20 protein-coding genes are annotated in these 20,476 nt (G+C 59.6%); 6 read left to right on the top strand and 14 right to left on the bottom strand.

All coding sequences use genetic code 11. The features are described from left to right. Positions 1-74: 74 nt before the first annotated feature. On the bottom strand, positions 75-1,925 hold the full coding sequence (locus NT179_08860) for an ABC-F family ATP-binding cassette domain-containing protein (protein ID MCX5722122.1): 1,851 nt from the start codon (positions 1,923-1,925) through the stop codon (positions 75-77). A gap of 445 nt (positions 1,926-2,370) precedes the next feature. Then, positions 2,371-3,051 carry an FKBP-type peptidyl-prolyl cis-trans isomerase gene (locus NT179_08855; protein MCX5722121.1) on the bottom strand — a complete coding sequence of 227 codons (681 nt, stop codon included), beginning with the start codon at positions 3,049-3,051 and terminating at the stop codon, positions 2,371-2,373. Between the two features lie 215 nt (positions 3,052-3,266). On the opposite strand from NT179_08855, the gene NT179_08850 reads away from it, so the two are divergent. From NT179_08850 to NT179_08835, 4 genes are all read left to right on the top strand, one after another. Further along, positions 3,267-4,682, top strand: coding sequence for a sodium:solute symporter family protein (locus tag NT179_08850; protein ID MCX5722120.1), 1,416 nt, complete (start codon positions 3,267-3,269; stop codon positions 4,680-4,682). After that, positions 4,675-6,978: a PBP1A family penicillin-binding protein gene (locus NT179_08845; GenBank protein ID MCX5722119.1), complete on the top strand. Its 2,304-nt coding sequence runs from the start codon at positions 4,675-4,677 to the stop codon at positions 6,976-6,978. The genes NT179_08850 and NT179_08845 overlap by 8 nt, the downstream gene beginning before the upstream one ends. A gap of 64 nt (positions 6,979-7,042) precedes the next feature. Then, positions 7,043-7,501 carry a polymer-forming cytoskeletal protein gene (locus NT179_08840; GenBank protein ID MCX5722118.1) on the top strand — a complete coding sequence of 153 codons (459 nt, stop codon included), beginning with the start codon at positions 7,043-7,045 and terminating at the stop codon, positions 7,499-7,501. Positions 7,502-7,534: 33 nt separating this feature from the next. Further along, a complete protein-coding gene (locus tag NT179_08835; GenBank protein ID MCX5722117.1) occupies positions 7,535-8,632 on the top strand; it encodes an AI-2E family transporter in 1,098 nt (365 codons plus the stop codon). 129 nt (positions 8,633-8,761) lie between these two features. Here the strand turns inward: NT179_08835 and NT179_08830 are convergent, their stop codons facing one another. From NT179_08830 to NT179_08815, 4 genes are all read right to left on the bottom strand, one after another. Next, positions 8,762-9,355, bottom strand: coding sequence for a DUF3365 domain-containing protein (locus tag NT179_08830; GenBank protein ID MCX5722116.1), 594 nt, complete (start codon positions 9,353-9,355; stop codon positions 8,762-8,764). Beyond that, positions 9,307-11,826 (bottom strand): ATP-binding protein, encoded by a 2,520-nt coding sequence (locus NT179_08825; protein ID MCX5722115.1) that lies wholly within the window; start codon positions 11,824-11,826, stop codon positions 9,307-9,309. The genes NT179_08830 and NT179_08825 overlap by 49 nt, the downstream gene beginning before the upstream one ends. Further along, positions 11,823-12,875, bottom strand: a complete 1,053-nt coding sequence (locus NT179_08820) for an ATP-binding protein (GenBank protein ID MCX5722114.1) — start codon at positions 12,873-12,875, stop codon at positions 11,823-11,825. The genes NT179_08825 and NT179_08820 overlap by 4 nt, the downstream gene beginning before the upstream one ends. A gap of 87 nt (positions 12,876-12,962) precedes the next feature. Then, positions 12,963-13,397, bottom strand: coding sequence for a response regulator (locus NT179_08815; protein MCX5722113.1), 435 nt, complete (start codon positions 13,395-13,397; stop codon positions 12,963-12,965). Positions 13,398-13,788: 391 nt separating this feature from the next. On the opposite strand from NT179_08815, the gene NT179_08810 reads away from it, so the two are divergent. Together NT179_08810 and NT179_08805 are read left to right on the top strand one after the other, a co-directional pair. Next, positions 13,789-14,028, top strand: a complete 240-nt coding sequence (locus tag NT179_08810; GenBank protein ID MCX5722112.1) for a BolA family transcriptional regulator — start codon at positions 13,789-13,791, stop codon at positions 14,026-14,028. Between the two features lie 11 nt (positions 14,029-14,039). After that, entirely contained in the window at positions 14,040-14,363 is a 324-nt protein-coding gene (locus NT179_08805; GenBank protein ID MCX5722111.1) for a glutaredoxin, read from the top strand. 180 nt (positions 14,364-14,543) lie between these two features. Here NT179_08805 and NT179_08800 read toward each other — a convergent pair whose 3' ends face one another. The 8 genes from NT179_08800 to NT179_08765 form a co-directional block, all read right to left on the bottom strand. After that, a complete protein-coding gene (locus NT179_08800) occupies positions 14,544-14,948 on the bottom strand; it encodes a hypothetical protein (protein MCX5722110.1) in 405 nt (134 codons plus the stop codon). Positions 14,949-15,072: 124 nt separating this feature from the next. After that, positions 15,073-15,807, bottom strand: a complete 735-nt coding sequence (locus NT179_08795; protein MCX5722109.1) for an SDR family oxidoreductase — start codon at positions 15,805-15,807, stop codon at positions 15,073-15,075. Between the two features lie 40 nt (positions 15,808-15,847). Beyond that, positions 15,848-16,597: a TIGR04282 family arsenosugar biosynthesis glycosyltransferase gene (locus NT179_08790; protein MCX5722108.1), complete on the bottom strand. Its 750-nt coding sequence runs from the start codon at positions 16,595-16,597 to the stop codon at positions 15,848-15,850. Continuing rightward, positions 16,598-17,305 (bottom strand): TIGR04283 family arsenosugar biosynthesis glycosyltransferase, encoded by a 708-nt coding sequence (locus NT179_08785; protein MCX5722107.1) that lies wholly within the window; start codon positions 17,303-17,305, stop codon positions 16,598-16,600. It lies immediately after the preceding gene. A gap of 11 nt (positions 17,306-17,316) precedes the next feature. Beyond that, entirely contained in the window at positions 17,317-17,700 is a 384-nt protein-coding gene (locus tag NT179_08780) for a hypothetical protein (protein MCX5722106.1), read from the bottom strand. A gap of 191 nt (positions 17,701-17,891) precedes the next feature. Further along, positions 17,892-19,043 carry a 2'-deoxycytidine 5'-triphosphate deaminase gene (locus NT179_08775; protein MCX5722105.1) on the bottom strand — a complete coding sequence of 384 codons (1,152 nt, stop codon included), beginning with the start codon at positions 19,041-19,043 and terminating at the stop codon, positions 17,892-17,894. Then, positions 19,040-20,164: a KamA family radical SAM protein gene (locus NT179_08770; protein MCX5722104.1), complete on the bottom strand. Its 1,125-nt coding sequence runs from the start codon at positions 20,162-20,164 to the stop codon at positions 19,040-19,042. The genes NT179_08775 and NT179_08770 overlap by 4 nt, the downstream gene beginning before the upstream one ends. 54 nt (positions 20,165-20,218) lie before the next feature. Then, positions 20,219-20,473: a glutathione S-transferase N-terminal domain-containing protein gene (locus NT179_08765; GenBank protein ID MCX5722103.1), complete on the bottom strand. Its 255-nt coding sequence runs from the start codon at positions 20,471-20,473 to the stop codon at positions 20,219-20,221. Positions 20,474-20,476: the final 3 nt, after the last annotated feature.

The raw sequence follows: 20,476 nt of genomic DNA, 5'->3' as shown, positions 1-20,476 counted from the left end.
CTGAGGGTACGCTTCCGGTTTCGACTCGCCTGCGGCCTTGCTGGACGAACTGTTTGAGCATCCTGCGGGAGGGGCTAGGCCTGCGGTTGTCCGGCGGCCTCCGTCTGTTTGCCTTCGAGTTCGGTCCAGCGTGCATAGAGCCGTTCAGCGGCTGTCTTGGCTGCATCCAGCGCGGCGGATCGTTCTTGCAATGCTGTGGCATTGGAGGCGATGGCCGGATCTTCCACGGCGGCCTGACAGGTCGCGATGGTCTCTTCGGCCTGGAGGATGCGCTGTTCCATCTTTGCCCATTCCTTTTGCTCCCGATAGGAGAGGCCTGTCTTTTTCGCTTTCGGAGTCGAGTCCGACTCGGAGCGTGAGGCCTTGGAGGGGCGTGAGCTCGCCGCGCGGTTCTCTTCTGCCGCTTTTCGTTCTTGTGCTGATTCCCATTGCGCATAGTCGGCGAACCATTCGGTCTGGCCTGTACCGTCCAGCGCGAGCAACATGGTGGAGACGCGGTCCAGGAGCCATCGGTCGTGCGTGACTAGCATCAAGGCGCCGGGGAACTCCACCAGACTGTCTTCCAATACGTCGAGCGTCGGAATATCCAAGTCGTTCGTCGGTTCGTCCAGGATTAGGAGGTCGGCTGGCTGCAGCATTAGTCTGGCGATGAGGAGCCGGGCCTGTTCGCCTCCAGAGAGACGGGAGACGGGGAGATCCAACTGCTCCGACCGGAAGAGAAATCGTTTCGCCCAGGAGACGAGATGCACTTCGCGGTCTTGATAGACGACCGAATCGCCATAGGGGGCGAGGGCCCGGCGGAGCGAGATGGATTGGTCCAGCGATTCGCGGTGCTGTTCGAAGGTGACCACGCGCAGTTTGTCCGCGCGGGTGACGGTGCCTGAATCCGGCTTGAGGGTTCCAGCGATGAGCTTGAGCAGCGTGCTCTTGCCGCTGCCGTTCGGTCCCAGCAAGCCGATTCGCTGGCCCGGTCCGAGCAGCAGATCGAGGTTCGTGACGATCGGACGACCGCCGAGCGATTTGGAAAGTTGCGTGGCTTCGACCAACTGTTTGGATCGGCGTCCCGATGAGGTGAAATTGATGCCGGCCGTGCCAGGGTCTTTCCTGGATTCGGCGCTGCTCAATTCCTCGATCAAGCGGCCCGCTGAATCGATTCTCGATTTGGCTTTGGTCGTGCGGGCCTTGGGGCCGCGTCTGAGCCATTCCACTTCGCGGCGGACCCGGTTGGCCAAGGAGGCTTCATAGTTGGCTTGCGCATGCAGGGCTGCATCCCGCTGTTCCAGGAAGTCGCTGTAGTTGCCTTTGGCTTCGAATGCGCCGTTCGGATAGCTGCGATTGATCTCGATCATCCGCGACGTGACGGCTTCCAGAAAACGCCGGTCGTGGCTGACGACGAGAAAGGCGCGGGCTTCGGCTCGAAGTAATCGTTCCAGCCAGAGGATGCCTTCGACGTCTAAGTGGTTGGTCGGTTCGTCCATTAGCAGGACGTCCGGCTCCAGCATCAGTGAGCGGACGATGGCCAGACGTTTCTTCCAGCCTCCCGAAAGCGAGGCCGTGGACTGGTCTGCTGCGGGGAACTCGCCCAGGCTGAGGGCTGCGGCAGTGCGGCCGCTATGTTCATGGGGGTCCAGACCTTCGTCGATGAGGACCTGCGCGAGGACTTCTTCAATCGTATGGGCTCCGTCGAATAACGGTTCTTGCGGCACGTAGCCGACGCGGAGCTGCCGACGCATCGATCTGGTGCCCTCATCCGGTTCTTCGAGCCCTGCCATGATCTTCAGCAAGGTTGACTTGCCGGAGCCGTTGGGTCCCACCAACCCGACATGATCGCCTTCGGCTAACCCGACCGATAGATCCGAAAACAACGGTTTCACGCCGTAGGTTTTGGTGATGGACTCGCAGCTCAAGAGAATTGTAGGTGGCATAGCTCTAGTGTCCGAATGGATAAATTAACCGAATCTGCTAGTGAACGATCGGGCAGGACTATTCAGGCCAGGCTGGATCGCGAAGAGTACAGTGTACGGGTTGGGGGGCCGAACTACAAGGGGGGGCTGGCAGGGAGCGGCCAGGTGCCCTTCACTGCTCGCGCAGAACGCGCACGATCAGAATGTGCTCGTTCGATGCGCGCAGTGAAGGGCAGCCTCGGCCACTCCCCTAAAGAGAGGTGTGGAAGATCGGAAGGCCCTCGTTGGACGTGCGCAGAGGTTCGTCTGTCTGGGTGGATGGTCTTTCTGGTCCTTCCGGATGAATTTCAGATCTGCCAAACCAGATAGACGAGATGAACCAACCTTCGTTGGGTGTGCGCAGTGAAAAACACGAGGCCGAGCGGGAGGTTGTCCCGCTCGGCCTCGTGAGCACTATCGTGCGGAACTACTTGGCTGCGACGATTTCGAGGAGTTCGACTTCGAACACCAGGGTCGAGCCCGGCTTGATCGTCGGGGGCGCGCCCTTGTCGCCATAGGCCAGATTCGAGGGGCAGGTCAGCTTACCCTTGCTGCCGACCTTCATCAGCTGCACCCCCTCGGTCCAGCACTTGATCACTTGGTTCAAGCCGAACGTGGCGGGCTCGCCGCGTTTGACGGAACTATCGAACACGGTCCCGTCGGTCAGGGTCCCGTGGTAATGCACCTTGACCGTATCCGTGGCTTTCGGGGTTGCGCCTTTGCCTTCTTTGATCATCGTGAGGATCGCGCCGGACTCGGTTTTCTTGGCGCCATGCTCTGCTGCGGCTTTCGCGAGGAAGGCGGCTCCGGCTTTCTTCTCCGCGTCTGCAACGACTGAGGCGCGGGCCTGCTGCAGGAGTTGAATCTTCGGGCCGAAGGTCTGGAGCTCCACTTTCGGGGTCTTTTTGAAAACGCCGTCGGTGATGCCGGACTTCACGAGCTCAAGCTCGGACTCGTTCAGGTTGAAGACGCCGAGCGATTGGCTGATGGCTAAGCCCAGGGCGTAGAGGGTTTTTTGTTCATCGTTCGCGGGCTCTGGGGTGGCGGCAAAGGCCGCAGAGGTTCCCAGGCTGAGCACGGCAACTAAACAGGAGACAACGAAGCGCATGAGCTGTCCTTTCTTTATGTGTGACGGCGATGGACCTGATATCGCAAGCCCTGGAGTGCTGTAGGGTAGCGCGATGTCACTGCGCGGCACAATAGTTTTTCCGTAACCGGCTAAACACATGAACGTGGATCGGTGGCTGCGTCTTATCCTTTCGGACGTTGCGCCAATGCAGCAGCCTCGCTAGAATCCGGCCACACCTCCATCTGAGCTATGTCATGATTCTTGGATTCGTCATTCTCTATCTGCTCCTGTCTGTGGGGATCGGTCTGGCTGCCGCCAGGCGGGTCCATAACACGAAGGATTTTGCGTTGGCCGGCCGGAGCTTGCCTTTGCCGGTCGTGATCGCCACGGTCTTTGCGACCTGGTTCGGGGCAGAGGCGGTGCTCGGAATCTCTGCCACCTTTGTGAAGGACGGGTTGCGCGGCGTGGTGGCCGATCCCTTCGGGTCGAGCCTTTGCCTGATCCTGGCCGGGTTGTTCTTTGCCCCCCGCTTCTACCGGATGAATCTCCTGACCGTCGGCGACTTCTATCGGTTGAAGTACAACCGCACGGTCGAGGTGCTCTGTGCCCTCTGTATCGTGGTGTCTTATCTCGGGTGGGTGGCGGCGCAGTTTAAGGTGTTGGGCTTGGTCCTGAACGTGGTGACGGAGGGGGCCGTGAGCCAGCCGGTCGGGATGGTGATCGGCGCGCTGATCGTCCTGACCTATACGACCTTCGGGGGCATGTTCTCCGTCGCGATTTTGGACTTCGTGCAAATCTCCGTGATCATGGGAGGCCTGCTCTATATTACGTCGGTCGTCAGCGGTTTGGCCGGAGGGGTGGAGGCGGTGATCAGCCATGCGGCTCAGGCAGGCAAGCTGGAGTTCTTCCCCAGTGCCACGGCTGCGGCCTGGATTCCCTTTATCGGCGCCTGGATCACCATGATGCTCGGATCGATTCCCCAACAGGACGTGTTTCAGCGCATCACTTCGGCGAAGGATGAACGAACGGCGGTGCGGGGCTCGATCCTGGGCGGGGTGCTCTATTTTTGTTTTTGTTTCGTGCCGATGTTTCTGGCTTATGCGGCCACGCTGGTCGATCCGACGACGTTCACTAGTCTTTTGGCCGAGGATTCTCAGCTGGTGCTGCCGACCTTGATCCTGCGTCATACGCCGGTCTTTGCGCAGATCGTGTTTTTCGGGGCGGTCCTTTCGGCGGTGATGAGCTGCGCGAGCGCGACGTTATTGGCGCCCTCTGTGATGTTGAGCGAGAATGTGATCAAGGGGCTGCTGCCTCAGCTGAGCGACTGGGAGTTGCTGCGGGTCATGCGGCTGGTGGTGGTGGCCTTTGCTGCCCTGGTCCTCATCATCGCTCTGAGTTCCAGTGCCAGCATCTATCAACTCGTGGTGAACACCTATAAGGTGACGCTGGTGGCGGCCTTCGTGCCTCTCTGCGCCGGGCTCTTTTGGCCCCGCGCGACGACGCAGGGAGCTTTGTGCGCCCTCGCGGCCGGCTTGATGACTTGGCTGGGGCTGGAACTATTCGGTCCGTCCGATTCGATCTGGCCTCCGCAACTGGCCGGGCTTCTCGCGGCTGCGGCTGGGATGGTGGTCGGTTCGCTTCTGCCTCAGAAGATCGGAGTGCATGGCTGATCAAAAACCTGTGCGATGGGTGACCTATGCGAGCCTGGCCTTGGGAGGCCTCGCCGCTACATTGTGTTTTGCCCTCCTGCTGTATGGCGCCTATCTCGCGACCTTTCTCGAACTGCCCAAGAGCGATGCCCATCCGCCTCTGCGTCTCTACAGTGGTCCCTTTCTCCTGAAGCCGGATCTTTCGCTGACGCACAGCCGCTTGCTGGAGCGGTTGCAACGGCTGGGCTATCGGCAGGTGACAGGGCCGGTGCAGTCCCCCGGCGACTATCAGCTGACCGGTCAGGCCCTCACGATCTATCTCCACGAACAGCCTGAGAATCAGGTCGGGGCGACGATGGTGCGGTTGCCGCTGGAGCAGGGGCGTGTGACGGCGGTCCTGTCTCCGTTGGATGGTACGTCGCTCTTTCCCATCTATCTGGAGCCGGAGCTGCTCAGCGGCGTCCGGGGCGAGTCGCGCCAAGTGCGCGAATGGATTCCCTTGGCGCAGATCCCCCCGCAGATCATCGAGGCGGTCCTGGCCATCGAAGACAGCCGGTTCTATTCCCATTTCGGCATCGATCCGGTTGCCGTTGGGCGGGCGCTCTGGATCAATGTTACCAAGGGTGGGGTGGTGCAGGGCGGCAGCACGATCACGCAGCAGCTGGCGAAGAATTTGTTTTATTCGCCGCAGCGGACGATGGGGCGAAAGGTCAAGGAGGCGATGGCGGCGCTGGTCCTGGAAGTGAAGTATACAAAACAGGAGATCCTGGAAAGCTATCTGAACGAAATCTATCTGGGGCAGGCGGGATTCGTGTCGCTCTATGGGGTGCGCGAGGCGGCCCATCGGTATTTCGGTAAAACGCTGCAGGAATTGACGGTCGAAGAGATCGCGATGATCACAGGTCTGATCAAGGGACCCAATAGCTATGCGCCGACGAAACATCCGGAGCTGGCGAAGCAGCGGCGCGATGTCGTGTTGCGGCGCTTGAGAGAGACCGGTCTCCTGACGGAGGAGGCCTGGGCTCGCGCGGCCCAGGCGCCGCTGCGCGTGGCTCCGTCGGAAGAGGTCCTGACCGATGCACCCTACTTCGTCGATGCCCTGCTTCGGGAGGTGGAAGAGGTCGGGGTGGTGCCGTTGCCGGAGGGGTTGCGGATCGAGAGCACGCTCGATCCGATGATCCAGCAGGCGGCGACCGAATCGTTGGCAAAGGGGCTGGCGACGTTAGAGGCCACGCATCCCCATCTCAAGGGTTCGACGGAGCCGGTGCAGGGGGCGGTGGTGGTGCTCGATCCCAAGACCGGGTCCGTGCTGGCGTTGGCCGGAGGGAGGAACTACCGGCTGAGTCAATTCAATCGCGCCGTGCAGGCGCGACGGCAACCGGGCTCCCTCTTCAAACCCTTCGTCTACCTTGCAGCGCTGGAAGCGGCGCGTGAAGGGCAGGCCGGCCATCTGACCGTTTCGAGTCTGTTGGCGGACGACCCGATGACCTTTAAGTCCGAGGCCGGTTCCTGGTCGCCGCAAAATTACGACAAGCAGTTTCACGGGCAGGTCACGGTGCGGACCGCGCTGGAACAGTCATTCAATGTGCCGGCCGTGTGGGTGGCCAAGGCCGTAGGGACCAAGCCGATCGTGCAGCTGCTGCATCGTCTGGGTGTGACGAGTCCCATCGGCCAGGACCTTTCGTCGGTGGCCTTGGGGAGTTCGTCTGTGTCGTTGCTGGAGATCACGTCCGCCTATGGCACGATCGCCAACGGAGGGATTGCGGTAAAGCCGACCCTGGTGCGTTCGACGAGAGACCGGCAGGGAGCCCTCGTCTGGAATCCTGTGCCGGATCGATTGTTGGCGACTTCGCCTCAAGGGGCCTACGTCTTGACCTCCCTGCTCGAAGGGGTGATCCAGCGGGGGACTGCGAACAAGGCCAACGTGCTGGGACTACAGGGCGCGGTGGCAGGGAAAACCGGCACCACCGACGGCTATCGGGACGCCTGGTTCGTTGGCTATACGTCCGATCTGGTGATCGGGGTCTGGGTCGGGTACGACGATGAACGGCCGTTGCGGCTGACAGGATCGCAGGCGGCCTTGCCGATCTGGATGGATCTCGCGCGGCGGGTGATCCCGCCCAACGTCCCTTCGTTCGCGATGCCGCCCGGTGTGGTGACTCGCAACATCGACCCCAAGACCGGGCAGCTGGCGACATTTCGCTGCCCTGAACAGGTGTCGGAGGTGTTTATCGAGGGGACGGAGCCCACCATCTATTGCGAGGTGCATGGAGGGGGAATATGGGAGCGGCTCCGGCATACTTTTGGATTCTCCTAGGCCTCGCTGAGCCGAATAGTGTAAGCTTGGCGGTAATAATTCAGGTGTGAAGGGGGAGTGCCGCATGAAGAAGAGTGACTTTTCAGGAGATGACAACATTACCCTGTTGGCTAAAGGGGTCATCTTAAAAGGCGAGATCCATGTCGAGGGGACGGTGCGGATCGATGGCCGTCTTGACGGCGATATTGAGACCAAGGGACAGGTCATTGTCGGCGAGGATGGACTGGTGCAGGGCACGATTACGGCCGGTACGCTGATCAGCAGCGGGCGCATCAAGGCGAAGGTGATGGCGACGGAGTCCGTGCAGCTGATGAAGACGGCGACGTTGATCGGGGAGGTCCATACGCCGGCGCTCATGATGGAAATGGGCGCCAAGCTCCAAGGTATGACGGACATGGGGGTGACCTCCTGGTCTGAGGAGCTGCCGAAGTTGCCGGGTGGCGTCCGTGATCTGTCCGCGCACAGGGCCAAGCAGGTCGTGGTGCTGGACAATAAAGATTCCCGCGGTGAAGGGTACCGATAGGCTCCTCGTATTTTTTCTGTTCCTGCCGAACTCATGACACAGCCGCAGATTTTTACCGCCGTATTTTTCGCTCTCCTTCTGCTGCTTCTCTACCAGATCGCGCTGATGTTTCAGCCGTTTCTCTTCCCGATGCTGTGGGCGGTGATTCTCGCGCACATGACCTATCCGGTTCACGTGCGGTTGACCGCCCGCTTGGGGGGGCGCGACGCCCTCTCCGCCTCGTGCCTGACCCTGGGGGGCTTGGTGATGGTGGTTGCGCCGGTGTTGCTGATGGCGGTGTTGCTAGTGCAAGAAGCCGTCGGCGCAGAGCTGGCGGTGCGGGCATGGATCGATGCCGGCGGTATTCAGCGTCTGCCGGCGCAGCTCTCGACGGTGCCGGTGGTCGGAGGCCTGTTGCAGGATGTGCTCGGGCGCTATCTCCTGAATCCTAACGCGCTGGAAGAATTGGTCCGGTCGAGCGCGCAAGTGGTCTCTGGTTTTTTCGTCGATCAATTGAGCAGCCTGCTGAAGAACGCCTTTGTTCTGGTCAGCGACTTTTTCATCATTCTCTTTACCCTCTGGTTTCTGTACAAGGATGGCCGCCGCTGGCTCTGGTTCCTCTATGAGCTCGTTCCGCTCAACGACGCGCAGAAGCAGAAGATTTTCGCGCGGCTGGATATCACGGTCCGCGCCGTCGTGAAGGGCGTACTCTTGACCGCCATCGTCCAGGGCTTGCTGGCCGGCGCAGCCTATGCGGTGCTGGGAGTGCCTTTTGCGGCGGTACTCACCGCGCTCACGATCCTCTTTGCGGCGCTTCCGGTCGGCGGTACGGCGCTCGTGTGGGGGCCGGTCGTCCTGTATTTGTTGATGGTCGGGTCAGTAAGCAAGGCGCTGGTGATGTTGGCGTGGGGAGTTGGCGTGGTCTCGACCGTCGATCAGATCCTCCGTCCGTGGCTCATCGGCCAGGACATCCAAATGCCCGCGCTCTTTCTCGTGTTCAGCATTCTCGGCGGGTTGGCTCTCTATGGCCTGATCGGGCTCTTCGTCGGGCCGATCCTCATGAGCATCCTGATGACAGTGATTGCCATCTACCGTGAGGAGTATCAGCAGGCTGAAACTCCTCCACCGGCTGGGCCTGCTACACCCTCGTAGCTCTCGGCTTTCACGAAGGCTTCCACTTAAACCGAATATCCAGGCGAGTGGCGAGAGGCTATAGGCCTCGCCCTCAGAACCGCTGTCCGTCCTCTTGCCCCTGGGCCCTATGCCTCTTGCCTAAATGTGTTATTCCAGCGGAATGGTGATCGTGATTCCACCCATGACATCGTTGAGCTTGAAGTCCCGCTTCGGGCTGAGCCGATGGTTGTTGTGACAGCTGACGCAGACCGGTGAGATCGCGAGGTCTGGATAGATGGCTTGAAAGTACTGCTTGCGCCCACTGGTCACGATCCCCGTGACCGGCCAGTCGGGATTCTTGCTGAGAGACTCCAACGCGCTCCGTTCCAGGTCGCTCGCCGGAGCGTTGCGCCGATAAATCGGCCAGAGACTGATCAGCCGATAGCGGATCCCGCTTCCGCTCTCGGCTGCCAGTTTGCTCGAATGATGGAGAAACTGGGCTGGCAACATGAGCGCGTTCTCCTGCTCCCAATGTTCAGACGCCATGATGACACCTTTTTCTTGAAGCCGATTGACGATCTCCGTTGTGTAGACTGTGCGGTCGGCCTTGATGACGGCATAGACATACGCCGCCACTTTCTCCGGCGGGATGCCGGCCGATGCGGGGCGTTCCTTGGCGGACAGTATGTCAGGCCCCCACCATAGCCCACACACTAGGAGGATGAGGGCTGTTGCGTAGAGCGAGCCGTTGATTCGGTACATGAAGCCTCCTGTGGGGGTAGCAGAAGAGGGATCGCCGGAAGGGTGATGCTGCAGGTGGTGCCGCTCCCTTCCTGGCTCTCAATCCTGATCTCCCCTCCAAATCTCTTGATGATGCGGTGCGCCACGGTCAGGCCGAGCCCTGATCCCTCGCCTTGCTCCTTGGTGGTAAAGAACGGATCGAACAGTTTTGATAAGTATTGTTTCGGAATGCCGGGGCCGGAATCGGCGATGGTGATGACGATAGAGCTATCGGTGCGGGAGGTCGAGAGACGTAAGGTCCCTCGGCCCTTCATCGCCTGGATGGCATTCATCAACACGTTCGTGAAGGCCTGTCTGAGTTGGTCTGGGAGCGCCAGCACACAGCTGTCCCCCGCATAGGTTTTCTCGATCGTGAATTCTGAAGGATTGAGGTTGCCCGTGAGGGTATCGAGGGCCTGGTCGAGTTCCTGTTCGAGGTGCACCGGTTGCCGCTGGTCCGATGACTCGCGGCTCGTGACTCCGGTAAAGTCTCGAATGGTCGCGGCCATGCGGCGGCCATGCTGGACGATGTCGCGGGCGTAGGATTTGGCGCGATCGAGATTGGCTTCTTCTCCAATGGCTTCTCCCAGTCCGAGAATGCCGAAGAGCGGATTGTTCAATTCATGTCCGATCCCGGCTGTGAGGGTCCCGAGGCTGCCGGATTTTTCGGACTGGATCAGTTGCTCTTGGAGCCGGCTGGCGTCCGTCGTGTCCCTGAAGATCAGGCCGATCCGGTCTTCCTCCTGATTCCCTCCCGCCAGGTGGAACCATTGATAGTGATACCGCCGGGGCCCAATCTGAATTTCTTGCTGGCTGCCGGCTTCTGCCCCGTCCGCCGTCGGGCGTAACGGGTCACGGATCGTGCTGCGGACGGCGGCCTCTTCAGTCACCGCGGCGACCGCGGCATTCTCTCCATTCCGTACACGTGTGAATTCTGTTCGGAGCCGCTCTCGTGTTGCGGTATCGACGGGGAACAGATCAAACAAGGGGACGTCGTGGCTCCCATTCAGGATGGTTTCAAAGGAGCCTCGTCCGACTCGATTGATGTACCGCACCTGCTCGTTGTGATCGACCATGACGATCGGGGTTGGAACGGCATCCAGGATCTGGTCCGTTGAATGGAGCAGGGACTCCACTTGTTGGGTTTTGATGGTCACTTGATCGGTCAGGCCCGCAAAGGCCGCTTCCAATTGGTGATTCATGCGGTTGAATTCATCGGCCAGGTCCTGGATCTCATCGCCGGTCCGAATGTCGATGGGCTCATGCAGTTCACCGCGCCCGACCAATTGCGCCGCAGCCTGTAATCGGCGCACCGGCGTGACGATCCGATTGGCCGCCAGGTAGCCGAGGGCCGCCATCAATCCGACGGAGACCAGACTGAATAGGGCCATCCAGGTGAGGAAGTGATGGATCGGGGCAAAGAGTTCGTCGGAGGCTTGCCAGACGAAGCTGTGCCAGGAGCCTTTGTCCAGCGCGCCGTTGGTGGCGCGGCTGGTTTCCGGCACGGGGGCGAATCCGATAATCGAGGTGGAGGTCCCCCCGTGGCCATCGCTTGGCGCACTGATCCAGCCTGGGTGCAGGGGCGTGACGAGGGGAATGAGCTGTGCATCGGAGAGCGGGAGGCCGGTCGGCAGAATGGGGCAGCTGATGACGATGCCGCGATGGTCGATCAGCATCACATGCCCGGTCTTGCCGAAGCGAATGGGCGCGAGCGAGGGCGAGAAAAATTCCTTGGCGTCGATCACGCGATGGATCACGCCGATGGCTTCATACCGGATGCGATCCATAATGGGCAGCGAGATGCTGATGACATAGGTCTGGACGCGTTCGTCGAAGTGCACGTCTTCGATGAAGAGCTGGCCGACCCCGCGATGGAAGGCGCCGGTCCACCAGGCCTGGTCTTTGTTGGCAATGGGAGGCAGGGTGGTCAATGACGCGACCAGGTGGCCCTCCATGTCGGTGATATACAACAGTTTGGTGGCAGACCGGACGACTTGCGGAATCAGTTGGTCGGCTTCGCTCTTGGCTCCCGAGAAATATTCCTGAATGAGGCCGGCCATGTGGCTGCCCGTAATGGCCTGGACTGTTGCGGGATTTTTGGCTTCCCAGCCTTTCTTGAGCCCGTCCATTGCGCGGCGGCGTTCATCCTCCGTCATGTTTAGCAGGGCATCGCGCCGTTGCTCCAGCTCACGGATGATGGCAGGGTCTGCCGCAATCCGTGAGGTTCGTGCGACTTCATCCGACATCAGGAGGTCGACTTTTCGCGCCGTCTCTTCGGCCAGGGCCTTGAAGTTTTCGCCGTTGACGGTCTGGATTTCGCGCGAGCCTTGCCAAAATGCGAGACCGAGACCCACGATGAGGGGCACGACTCCCACCAGCAACATGGCCAGAATCAGTTTGAGCTGGAGCCCCCACCTCGTTGCAGCGTGAGACGGGGGGCGCGTGGGACTCATGACGGACATCCTTGTTCTGCCGACACGGCCCTGGGGAAGGTCACGGTAAAGGTGGTGCCCTTATCGAGCATGCTCTCGACTGTAATCATGCCCTGCATTTTATTGACGATGGTTTTGACATTATAGAGTCCCAGCCCCGTGCCCTTGCCCGGGGCCTTCGTCGTGAAAAACGGCTCGAAAATCTCGGGGATTTTGTCCTGGGCAATGCCGTATCCCGTATCGGAGATTCGAATATTGACTTGACCGTCAAGGATCTGGGTTCCCAGCGTCAAGGTGCCGCCCACCTGCTCCATGGCATGGACCGCGTTCGTAATCAGGTTGACGAAGACGTGCAGGAGCTCATCCGGGTTGCCTTTGACGGCGGCGCCTGGCTCGTAGTTTTTGATCATCTCGATATCGTGGAAGCTGGAGGCATAGCGCGCGATTTTCAGTGCCTCGTCCAGCTTCCCGTTGAGAGAAATGAGCACGTCCTCATGGGGAGAGGCGCGCCGTGAGTAACGGGTGAGGTCCCGGCAGATGGCGCTCGTCCGTTTGACCGCCTCGATAATCTCCTGGGCTTGTTCGTGGACGGAAGCCAGGTCGCGTTCCTCAGCCAAGTTTTCCGCCAGGCCCATAATGAGCTGCAGGGGATTATTGATGTCATGCGCGATTCCCGCAGCGAATGAGCCGATGCCCGCGAGCTTTTCTGCCTGGAGGAGTTCAGCTTCGAGTTTGGATTCGTGCTGCACCAGTTCCCACAGCAGCCGGGAGGCCGATCCACTGAGGATGTCTGCAGTCGGAGGTTTGTGGGCGCGCAGGTACGTTTCCATCGCTGGATCGCCCGTGACATCCATGATCAGGCTCACGCCCTGGGCGCGGATGAGGGTTGGCACATCGGTGGTGACAGGAACGTGAAACTCCCGCGCTCGCTGCAGCCCTGGTGCGTCAGGGTCACGGTCTGCAATGCCGACGATCTCGATTGACGGGATTTGGTGCAGCAGATCCAGCAGCGCGCGGCCGCCTCGCCCCGCTCCAAGAATGGCGACCTTTGTCCGGTCGAAGCTGTCCATCCAGACCTCTTCCCTGTAGGAGGGTTGTGGCACTCTTGCCGAGGAGGGCCACAGCCCTCCTCGGCATAGGGGGACGGGGACTCATCGTTACAGCCGTGCAAGTTCCCGTTGTTCCATGGCCCGCGCAACGGCTGATCGCAGTTTCTCTCCCTCGACTGGCTTGACGAGATAATCTACCACGCCCTGCCGGAGAAAAGAGGCCGCCATATCTGTGTCCGGGAAGCCGGTCAGCACGATGAGCGGGACGTGGGGGTAGTTGCTTCGGAAGTAGGCAATCGCCTCGACTCCATTGATCTTCGGCATGCGAATGTCGCAGATGACGACGTCGAGGAGCAGCCGGTTTTCTCCGGAATTGATGGTCTCGATGGCCTTCTCTCCGTTTTCCGCCTCCAAGACTTCGTAGCCGGCCTTCTGCAAGGTCATCTTCACGACTTTGCGAATGTCCGGCTCGTCGTCCACTATGAGGACCCGCCCGTTGCACGCTTCTCCCGAGATGAAGAACCCGGATTTGAACTCACTCATGGCGCCCTCCTTGGTTGATGGTGAGATGTGCTGTCGTCTGGTTTATGTCCGTGCTCCTGTTTTAGGTGAATCGCAATCCGCATGCCAGCAGAGTTACATAGAAATGGCTCAGATTTACAGGAAAAGAGGAAGGTATCGTGATGCGACGTCGGCAGGCGTGGTGGTTATCCACCAGCATGTGCTGAAGTCCACCACCGGCATCATGGGCTGTGGAGCAAAAAAATGGATGGTCGATCTGGTCTGTCTGGTTCATCTGGTTGGTTTCGTCAGACCGGAAAGACCAGACAGACGAGATCGACCAGACAAACCACCGCCTGCCAGCTCTGGGCGCCTCGAATTGCCTTTCCTCCCGATGCTAAGGTATTCTGACCAAAATGAGATTGGAGCGGCCATGATTACGCCAGATGTCCTGACAGAGTATGTGCGCCGGATGATGCCGGATGCCGCAGTTACGGTATCAGACCGGACCGGCACGATGGATCACCTCAAGGTAGTGGTGGTCTCGACAGCCTTTGCAGGGAAGAACCTGCTAGATCGGCACCGCATGATCTATCAGGCGCTGGATGTCCCCCTGAAAGACGGGCGGATTCATGCGCTCGAGCTCACAGCTAAAACAACAGAAGAAGTCTAGGAGGCCGACCTATGGCAGAGCCCATTCAAGAAGAAATTAATAAGGAAGTCGCCGCACACAAGATTTTGATCTACGGCAAGGGCACTAAACAGATGCCGATGTGCGGGTTCACGCGAGAGACGATACAGTTTTTCGATAAGTACGGGTATCCGTTTGAGCTTATCGACGTGTTGTCTCAACCGGCCAAGCGGGAGGCGCTTTCGAAAATGACTAACTGGCCGACCCTCCCTAAGGTGTTCATCGACGGACAGTTCTACGGCGATACGGATATCCTGGACCCGATGGCAGCCAAAGGCGAGATGGAGCCGCTGCTGAAAAAAGCGTTCGGGAAATAGCAGAGTCGAAGAGAAGATCGGGAAGGGCGCCTGCCACACTCTCCTGCTCGCGCAACGCGCGGCCTCCGAAGGCCCTCGTTGGACGCGCGCAATCGAGAGTGAGGCAGGCGCCCTTCCTGTTTAGTTCAGGCAGCGGATGGGGAGGAGGAAAGAAGAGGGCGGTCCGGTCATCCCTTCCAGTTACCGCTTGGTTTCTGCCGGTGGCCAGTCCATTTCGGTTTGGCGGCCGCAGTAGAAGCAGCAGAGCCGGTAGCGTGCGCGCCGTCGTGGGTTGGGCAGGGAGATGAAGACGACCGGGGTGTCGTCAAAGGGGCAGACCGGTTGCTGATGCATCAGGTGCTCGTCTGCCATCAGTTCCAGTGAGGCGTTGTCCCAGGGTGGCGTGGCTTGTTCGTTCCCTGCAATCCGTTCTTTCAAGCCGCACCGTTCGCATTCGGCTTCATAGGTCTTGATCTTATCTGTATGTTGGGACAGATCCCTGCTGTGCATCGCTCCGTCGCATCCAGGCTTGGGACAGGTGAGATGCTCGTGTTGCAGTGCCTGAATGAATCGACTATGTGCTGTCAGTTCTTGCTCTGTTTTCATAGCTTCCCTATTCCTCCTTACTCTTCTTAGCGGGTGGCCTGATGTGCCCTTTGACTGCGCGCATCGAGCGAGCACTTTCTGCATGTGCGCGTTCTGCGAGCAAGAAGGGCACTCAGGCTACCCGTCATATTCCCCATGCCCCGCTAATTTGTATGTTGGCTCCATTTACGTAGCGCGCTTCGTCGCTGAGGAGATAGCGCACTGCCGCAACTGTGTCGTCTACCGTTCCAATGTATCCGGCTGGGATGCGTTTGGTCATGGCGGCGAGTTCTTCCAGCGGCGCACTGCCGGAATCGATGAAGCCGGGGGAAATCGCATTGACGGTAATGTTGTGCGGCGCCAGGAGCTTGGCTAGCGTGCGAGTCAGAATCAGTACGCCGGCTTTCGCGATGTAGTGTGCCGTGACGTCCGGCTGGGAAATCATCTGGTCTGCGTTGGCCATGCTGAAGTTGATGATGCGACCAGCCTTGCGGGCTCTCATGCCAGGAGCGACGGCTTGCGCGAGATAGAAAATGGGATGGAGATTGCCGTCGAACATTTCGTTCCAGCCTTCGACCGTTTCGTCGAAGAGGTTCACGCGATGGTAGGGGCCTGCGCCGTTGATCAGCGCATCGATCCGTCCCCACTGCTGTTCGACTTGCGCCACGAGACTTTTGGCCGCTTGGGGGTCCGACACGTTACAGCGAATCGAGAGGGCGCGACCGCCGAGTTTGGTGATGGCCTCGGCTGTGTCCGTGGCCTCTGCTTCGCTGGTGCGATAGCAGATGGCAACCGACCATTGTTGCGCCGCCAGGTCGAGCGCCATCCCTCGTCCGATGCCTTTGGCCCCGCCTGTGATGAGTGCCACTCGTTCTGCCATCGGTGATCCCTTACGTGGTCGGTGCTGCCGATTGTTTCGCTTAGCGAGTCTTGAGTCTGGTCGCGAGCAGCTGCAAGGTGCCGGCTGTTCGCATGGAGAAGATTCGGTCTTGCTTGGGTTTCTTGTCGTCCTCTTGGCATTCTGTGATGAGTGCCTGCAAGTCCGCGATCGTATCCACGTCGCGCCAGGCGGTGGTGAGTCCGACCGACAAACCCAGGGCCTTGGCCTTTTGTTGTGTGACGGCGAGTACTTGATCAGTGGACCAAGGCACTCCGGCAAAGAGTTGTTCTGCCGGCTGCGTGAGGCCGATGAGGTAGTAGCCGCCATCCAGGGACGGTCCCAAAACCACATCCGAGCGTCCCAGCATCGTGAGCGCCTCTTGATACACAGACAGAGGCAAGGTTGGGACATCGGTTCCCACGATGATCACTTGCTGGTAGCCTTTGGCGAAGAGTTCGGCAAAGGTGTGATGCATTCGTTGGCCCAGGTCTTCTCCTACTTGATCTAACAGGCGGACGCCCTGTCGTTCCTCCATAATTTTGAAGAAGACCAGCTCAGAGGACGGCGTGCAGGCCAGGTACCGATGGAACGGGATCTGAAGTTTCACGACGGCGAGTTTGGTCCGTTCCAGCATGTCGAGGACGAAGCTACCGTGCAGGGTGGCTGCCTCGTCAGGCGTCAGCGGCGGACAGAGGCGTGTTTTCACCTCGCCAGGGGTTGGAGCCTTGGCGAAGATGACTAAGGCCGTGCGAGTGGCGTCAGATAACGGAGAGGAAGGCTGTTTCATCATTTATCGAACCAATCTATACCATCGGTGAAGTGTGTGAGGACATACGCCTATCCAGTACAGGAATCGCAGTCTCCACATCAAGAGAATTGTCCGTAACGGTCCTTGCTGTTCCCAACGACGGAAGGAGGTGGTGACGGTTGAGGTCAGGGCTGCGGTCGTTCCCACTCGTTTGAGTCTGCGGGAGAAATCGATATCTTCCATCAAGGGCAGGTTGGCGAAGCCTCCCATCCGTTCGAAGATGGGACGACGTACGAACAGGGCCTGATCACCGGTGGCGATGCCGCTCAGTCTCGATCGCCAGTTCATCATTCCGCTGATGATGGTTCCCCACATCGATGGGTGATCGAAACGGACATCGAACCGCCCTCCTGCCATTTCTTGATCGGTCAGTACCGTTTCGATCATCGCTTTGGCGTTGTCTGGGAGCTGGGTGTCCGCATGGAGAAAGAGGAGGATCTCACCGCTACTGGCCCTTGCGCCTTCGTTCATCTGGCTGGCCCGCCCGCGGGGAGCGGTCAGCCATTGTACGGGACTGAGTGCTGAGGACTGAGCGCTCAGCCGGTATGATTCGACGAGTGCGGGAGTTGCGTCAGTGCTCCCTCCATCCACCACGATGAGTTCATCGAAGCCGAGGATAGCGGTGCGCGCCACGGTGGCCATGACCGTCTGCTCTTCGTTCAGCGTGGGGATGATGACGGAAATCGTCATCGCCATGGAGGTTAGGCAGGCTTCTTTGGTTCGTTAAACATAAAATACATGACCACGACGACCGTGACCCAAAACACCACTTGCTTGTGCCAGAAGAGGACTTCCCCATAATGGAAGAAGACGGCGGCAAGCAGAAGGGAGGCCCCGATGACACTGTAGCGGAGCGTCATGTTTTCGACGACCGCATTGGCCCACACCGCGACGCCTCCGAAGTAAATCAAGAGGGGGATGACGTCGATCTCGAATCCCCCGCTGATCGAGAGAAATACGTCCAGGAAGCCTAGGAAAATGAGGGCGGTGCCCACGATCATCCCGGCGACACGCATCTGGTTATCGCTGCCGGAGTCGTCCTCTGATTCTGGGCGCACCGGCTTGTTGGTTGGTTCTGGCTGCATGGTTCGCTGGTTCCTAGCTGTTCGTGAAATGTAAAACGTCCGAATGCGGAGCTCGATGCGCGTTTTGCCGGATGCTCAAACAGGCCGTCCAGCAAGGCCGCAGCGAGTGAAGGCCCGAAGCGTACCCCTGGGGGTACGTTGAGGGGCTGAACGAAGCGAGAACGAAGCTGACGGACTGTTTCAGCATCCGGCTATACCTTGAAATGTTTGCTCAGGGTCAACCCTTGGCGCTGATAGGAGGACCCGAGGGATGCGCCATAGAGCTGGCTGGGCCGCGCGAGCATCCTGTCGTATACAACCTTGAAGAAGGTTTGTCCATCATGGATCAGGAAGGGCACGTCGTGGGGGCGGACTTCCAGCACCACCTGGGTGCCGTGCAACTCGCCGTGGCCATATCCGAATCCCGGATCGAAAAATCCTGCGTAGTGGGTGCGCAACTCGCCACAGGCTGCTTCGAAGGCAACCATTTCCGCCGCATAGCCGGCCGGCACGCGAATCCGTTCTTTCGACGCGAGAATGTAAAACTCTTCCGGCTCCAGGAGGAGGCTGTCCTGGCGGTGGCGGTAGAGAGGCTCCCAGAAGTCGAGCGCCGCATAGTGGCCGATCTTCGACAGATCGATGACGTGACTGTTTTTCTTCGCGCGATAGCCGATGATCGGCGAGGCGCTCCGATCGTCTCCCTTCAGATCGATGCGGAGGAACAGGCCACGATCCGTTCGGAAGTCACGGGGAGCCAGCGCCTGTTTCGTGGGGAGATTGTGATAGAGCAGGGGTTCCCGCTTGTGGAGCGTCTGGAGCGACCGGTCCGGCACGGTGGCGTCGCCGCGCACGAAGCGGATTTGATTGAGCGCGTAGCCGGTCTTCACTTTGATCGTGAACGAGCGGGGAACGATTTCCAGATAGAGGGGGCCGGAATAGCCGGCTCTGATTTCATCGAACCCGGTGTTGAGATCCGTCACGACGCGGGTAAAGACGTCCAGCCGCCCTGTCGTGCTCTTGGGATTGGTCCGCGCCCGAATGGTCTTGGGTAAGGTGACTCGCTCCAGCAGCGGCACCAGATAGACATGGCCCTTTTCGAGAATGGCCCCCTCGGTCAGGTCCATCTCATACATCACGAGGTCCGATTGGTAGAAGTCCAGGACGTTGAGGCGGCTGGTGATCTCGGACAGTTCCGGCAGGAAGCTGCTGATCAACCGGTAGGCCTTGCGGCCGAGCCGCAGATCGAGACTGGCCGGCTGGATTTGCCGGTCTTCGATCGGCACGTCGACATGGATGGCGCCGCTCGCGATCAGCTGCTTAATCTGTTGGTAGGGCAAAATGCCCTGAGTGGATGGCGTGCTCACAGGTCGTCGTGTTCTCCATTGCTACAAGCGTTCAGTGAAGGCCCTGCGCTGACCATCGGCAGCTCGCGCGAGGCTCCCTGTTTCGGCTGAGGATAGTGGAAGGCCTTGCCCTCATAGTTTTTCAAGAGGACCCCATCGGCATCCATGTGCACCATATAGTCGCCGGGAAGCAAGGGAATCTTGCCGCCGCCGCCCGGCGCGTCGATGACGAAGTGGGGGATCGCCATGCCGCTGGTGTGGCCCTGCAGCGACTTGATGATGTTCAGGCCCGTTTCGACCGTGGTGCGGAAGTGATTGGTGCCCTTGGTCAGGTCCGCCTGGTAGAGATAGTAAGGTTTGATGCGGGCGAGCAGGAGCTGATGCATCAACCGTTTCATGATCTCCGGGTCGTCGTTGACGCCTTTGAGCAGTACGGTTTGCGCCCCGAGCGGCACCCCGGCATCGGCCAACATGCCGCAGGCGGCTTTGACGGCCGGCGTCAGTTCGTCCGGGTGATTGAAATGCAGGTTCATATAAATCGGGTGGTACTTCTTCACGATGGCGCAGAGTTCCGGAGTGATCCGTTCCGGCAGGGTGCCGGGCACCCGGGAGCCGAGGCGAACCAATTCTAGATGCGGGATCGTGCGCAGAGCCTTGAGGATCCGCTCCAGCAGATGGTCCGGCAGGAGCAGGGGGTCGCCGCCGGAGAGGATGACGTCGCGCACTTCGGTATGTGCGCGCAAGTAGGCGATGGCCTGGTCGAGTTCGCCTTTTTTGAGGAAGCCCGGTTTCCCGACCAGCCGTTTTCTCGTGCAGAAGCGGCAATAGATCGGGCACTGGTTCGTCACCATGAGCAGGACGCGATCCGGATAGCGATGGACGAGATGCGGGACCGGACTCATGAGGTCTTCTTCGAGCGGATCGTCTTCCGCGTCGAAGTCGTCCATCTCGGCGATGTCCGGGACCACCTGCTTCCAGATGGCGTCGCCTTTTTCTTTAATCGTCGCCATCACCGTGGGGGTGATGCGCATCGGGTAGTCGCCCACGATGGCTTCGATTTCTTTCGCGTCGACACCGAGCCGCTCCGCCAGGTCTTTCGGTTTTACGATACTGTCGGCGAGTATGCGTCTCCATGCTTCCATGCCGGTCTCCTTTGCTGGTCGAGTGAATCAGCAGCAGCAATCTTGCTGGGGCACTTAGCTGTCGGCGATCCGTTCCTGACCGTAGGTCTTGTCCAGATAATCGAGGATGTCCTCGGTTTCCGTCAACACCCGATCTCCAGCTTTGAGGACTGGAACATAGTATTGACCTGAGACCTCGTGGACGATTTTTCGCAGCGGACGGATATCGGGCACGATGATCTGCTCGTATTCGATCTGGAGGTCTGCCAGTTTCTGGCGCACCACATCGCAGTCGGGACACCAGGACACATGATAGAGAGTTAAGGGCATATC

Source organism: Nitrospirota bacterium (assembly GCA_026387665.1).
Taxonomy (GTDB): Bacteria; Nitrospirota; Nitrospiria; order Nitrospirales; family Nitrospiraceae; genus Palsa-1315.
The sequence above is the reverse complement of the archived record's forward strand: the minus strand, read 5'-3'. Positions and strand labels throughout refer to the sequence as shown.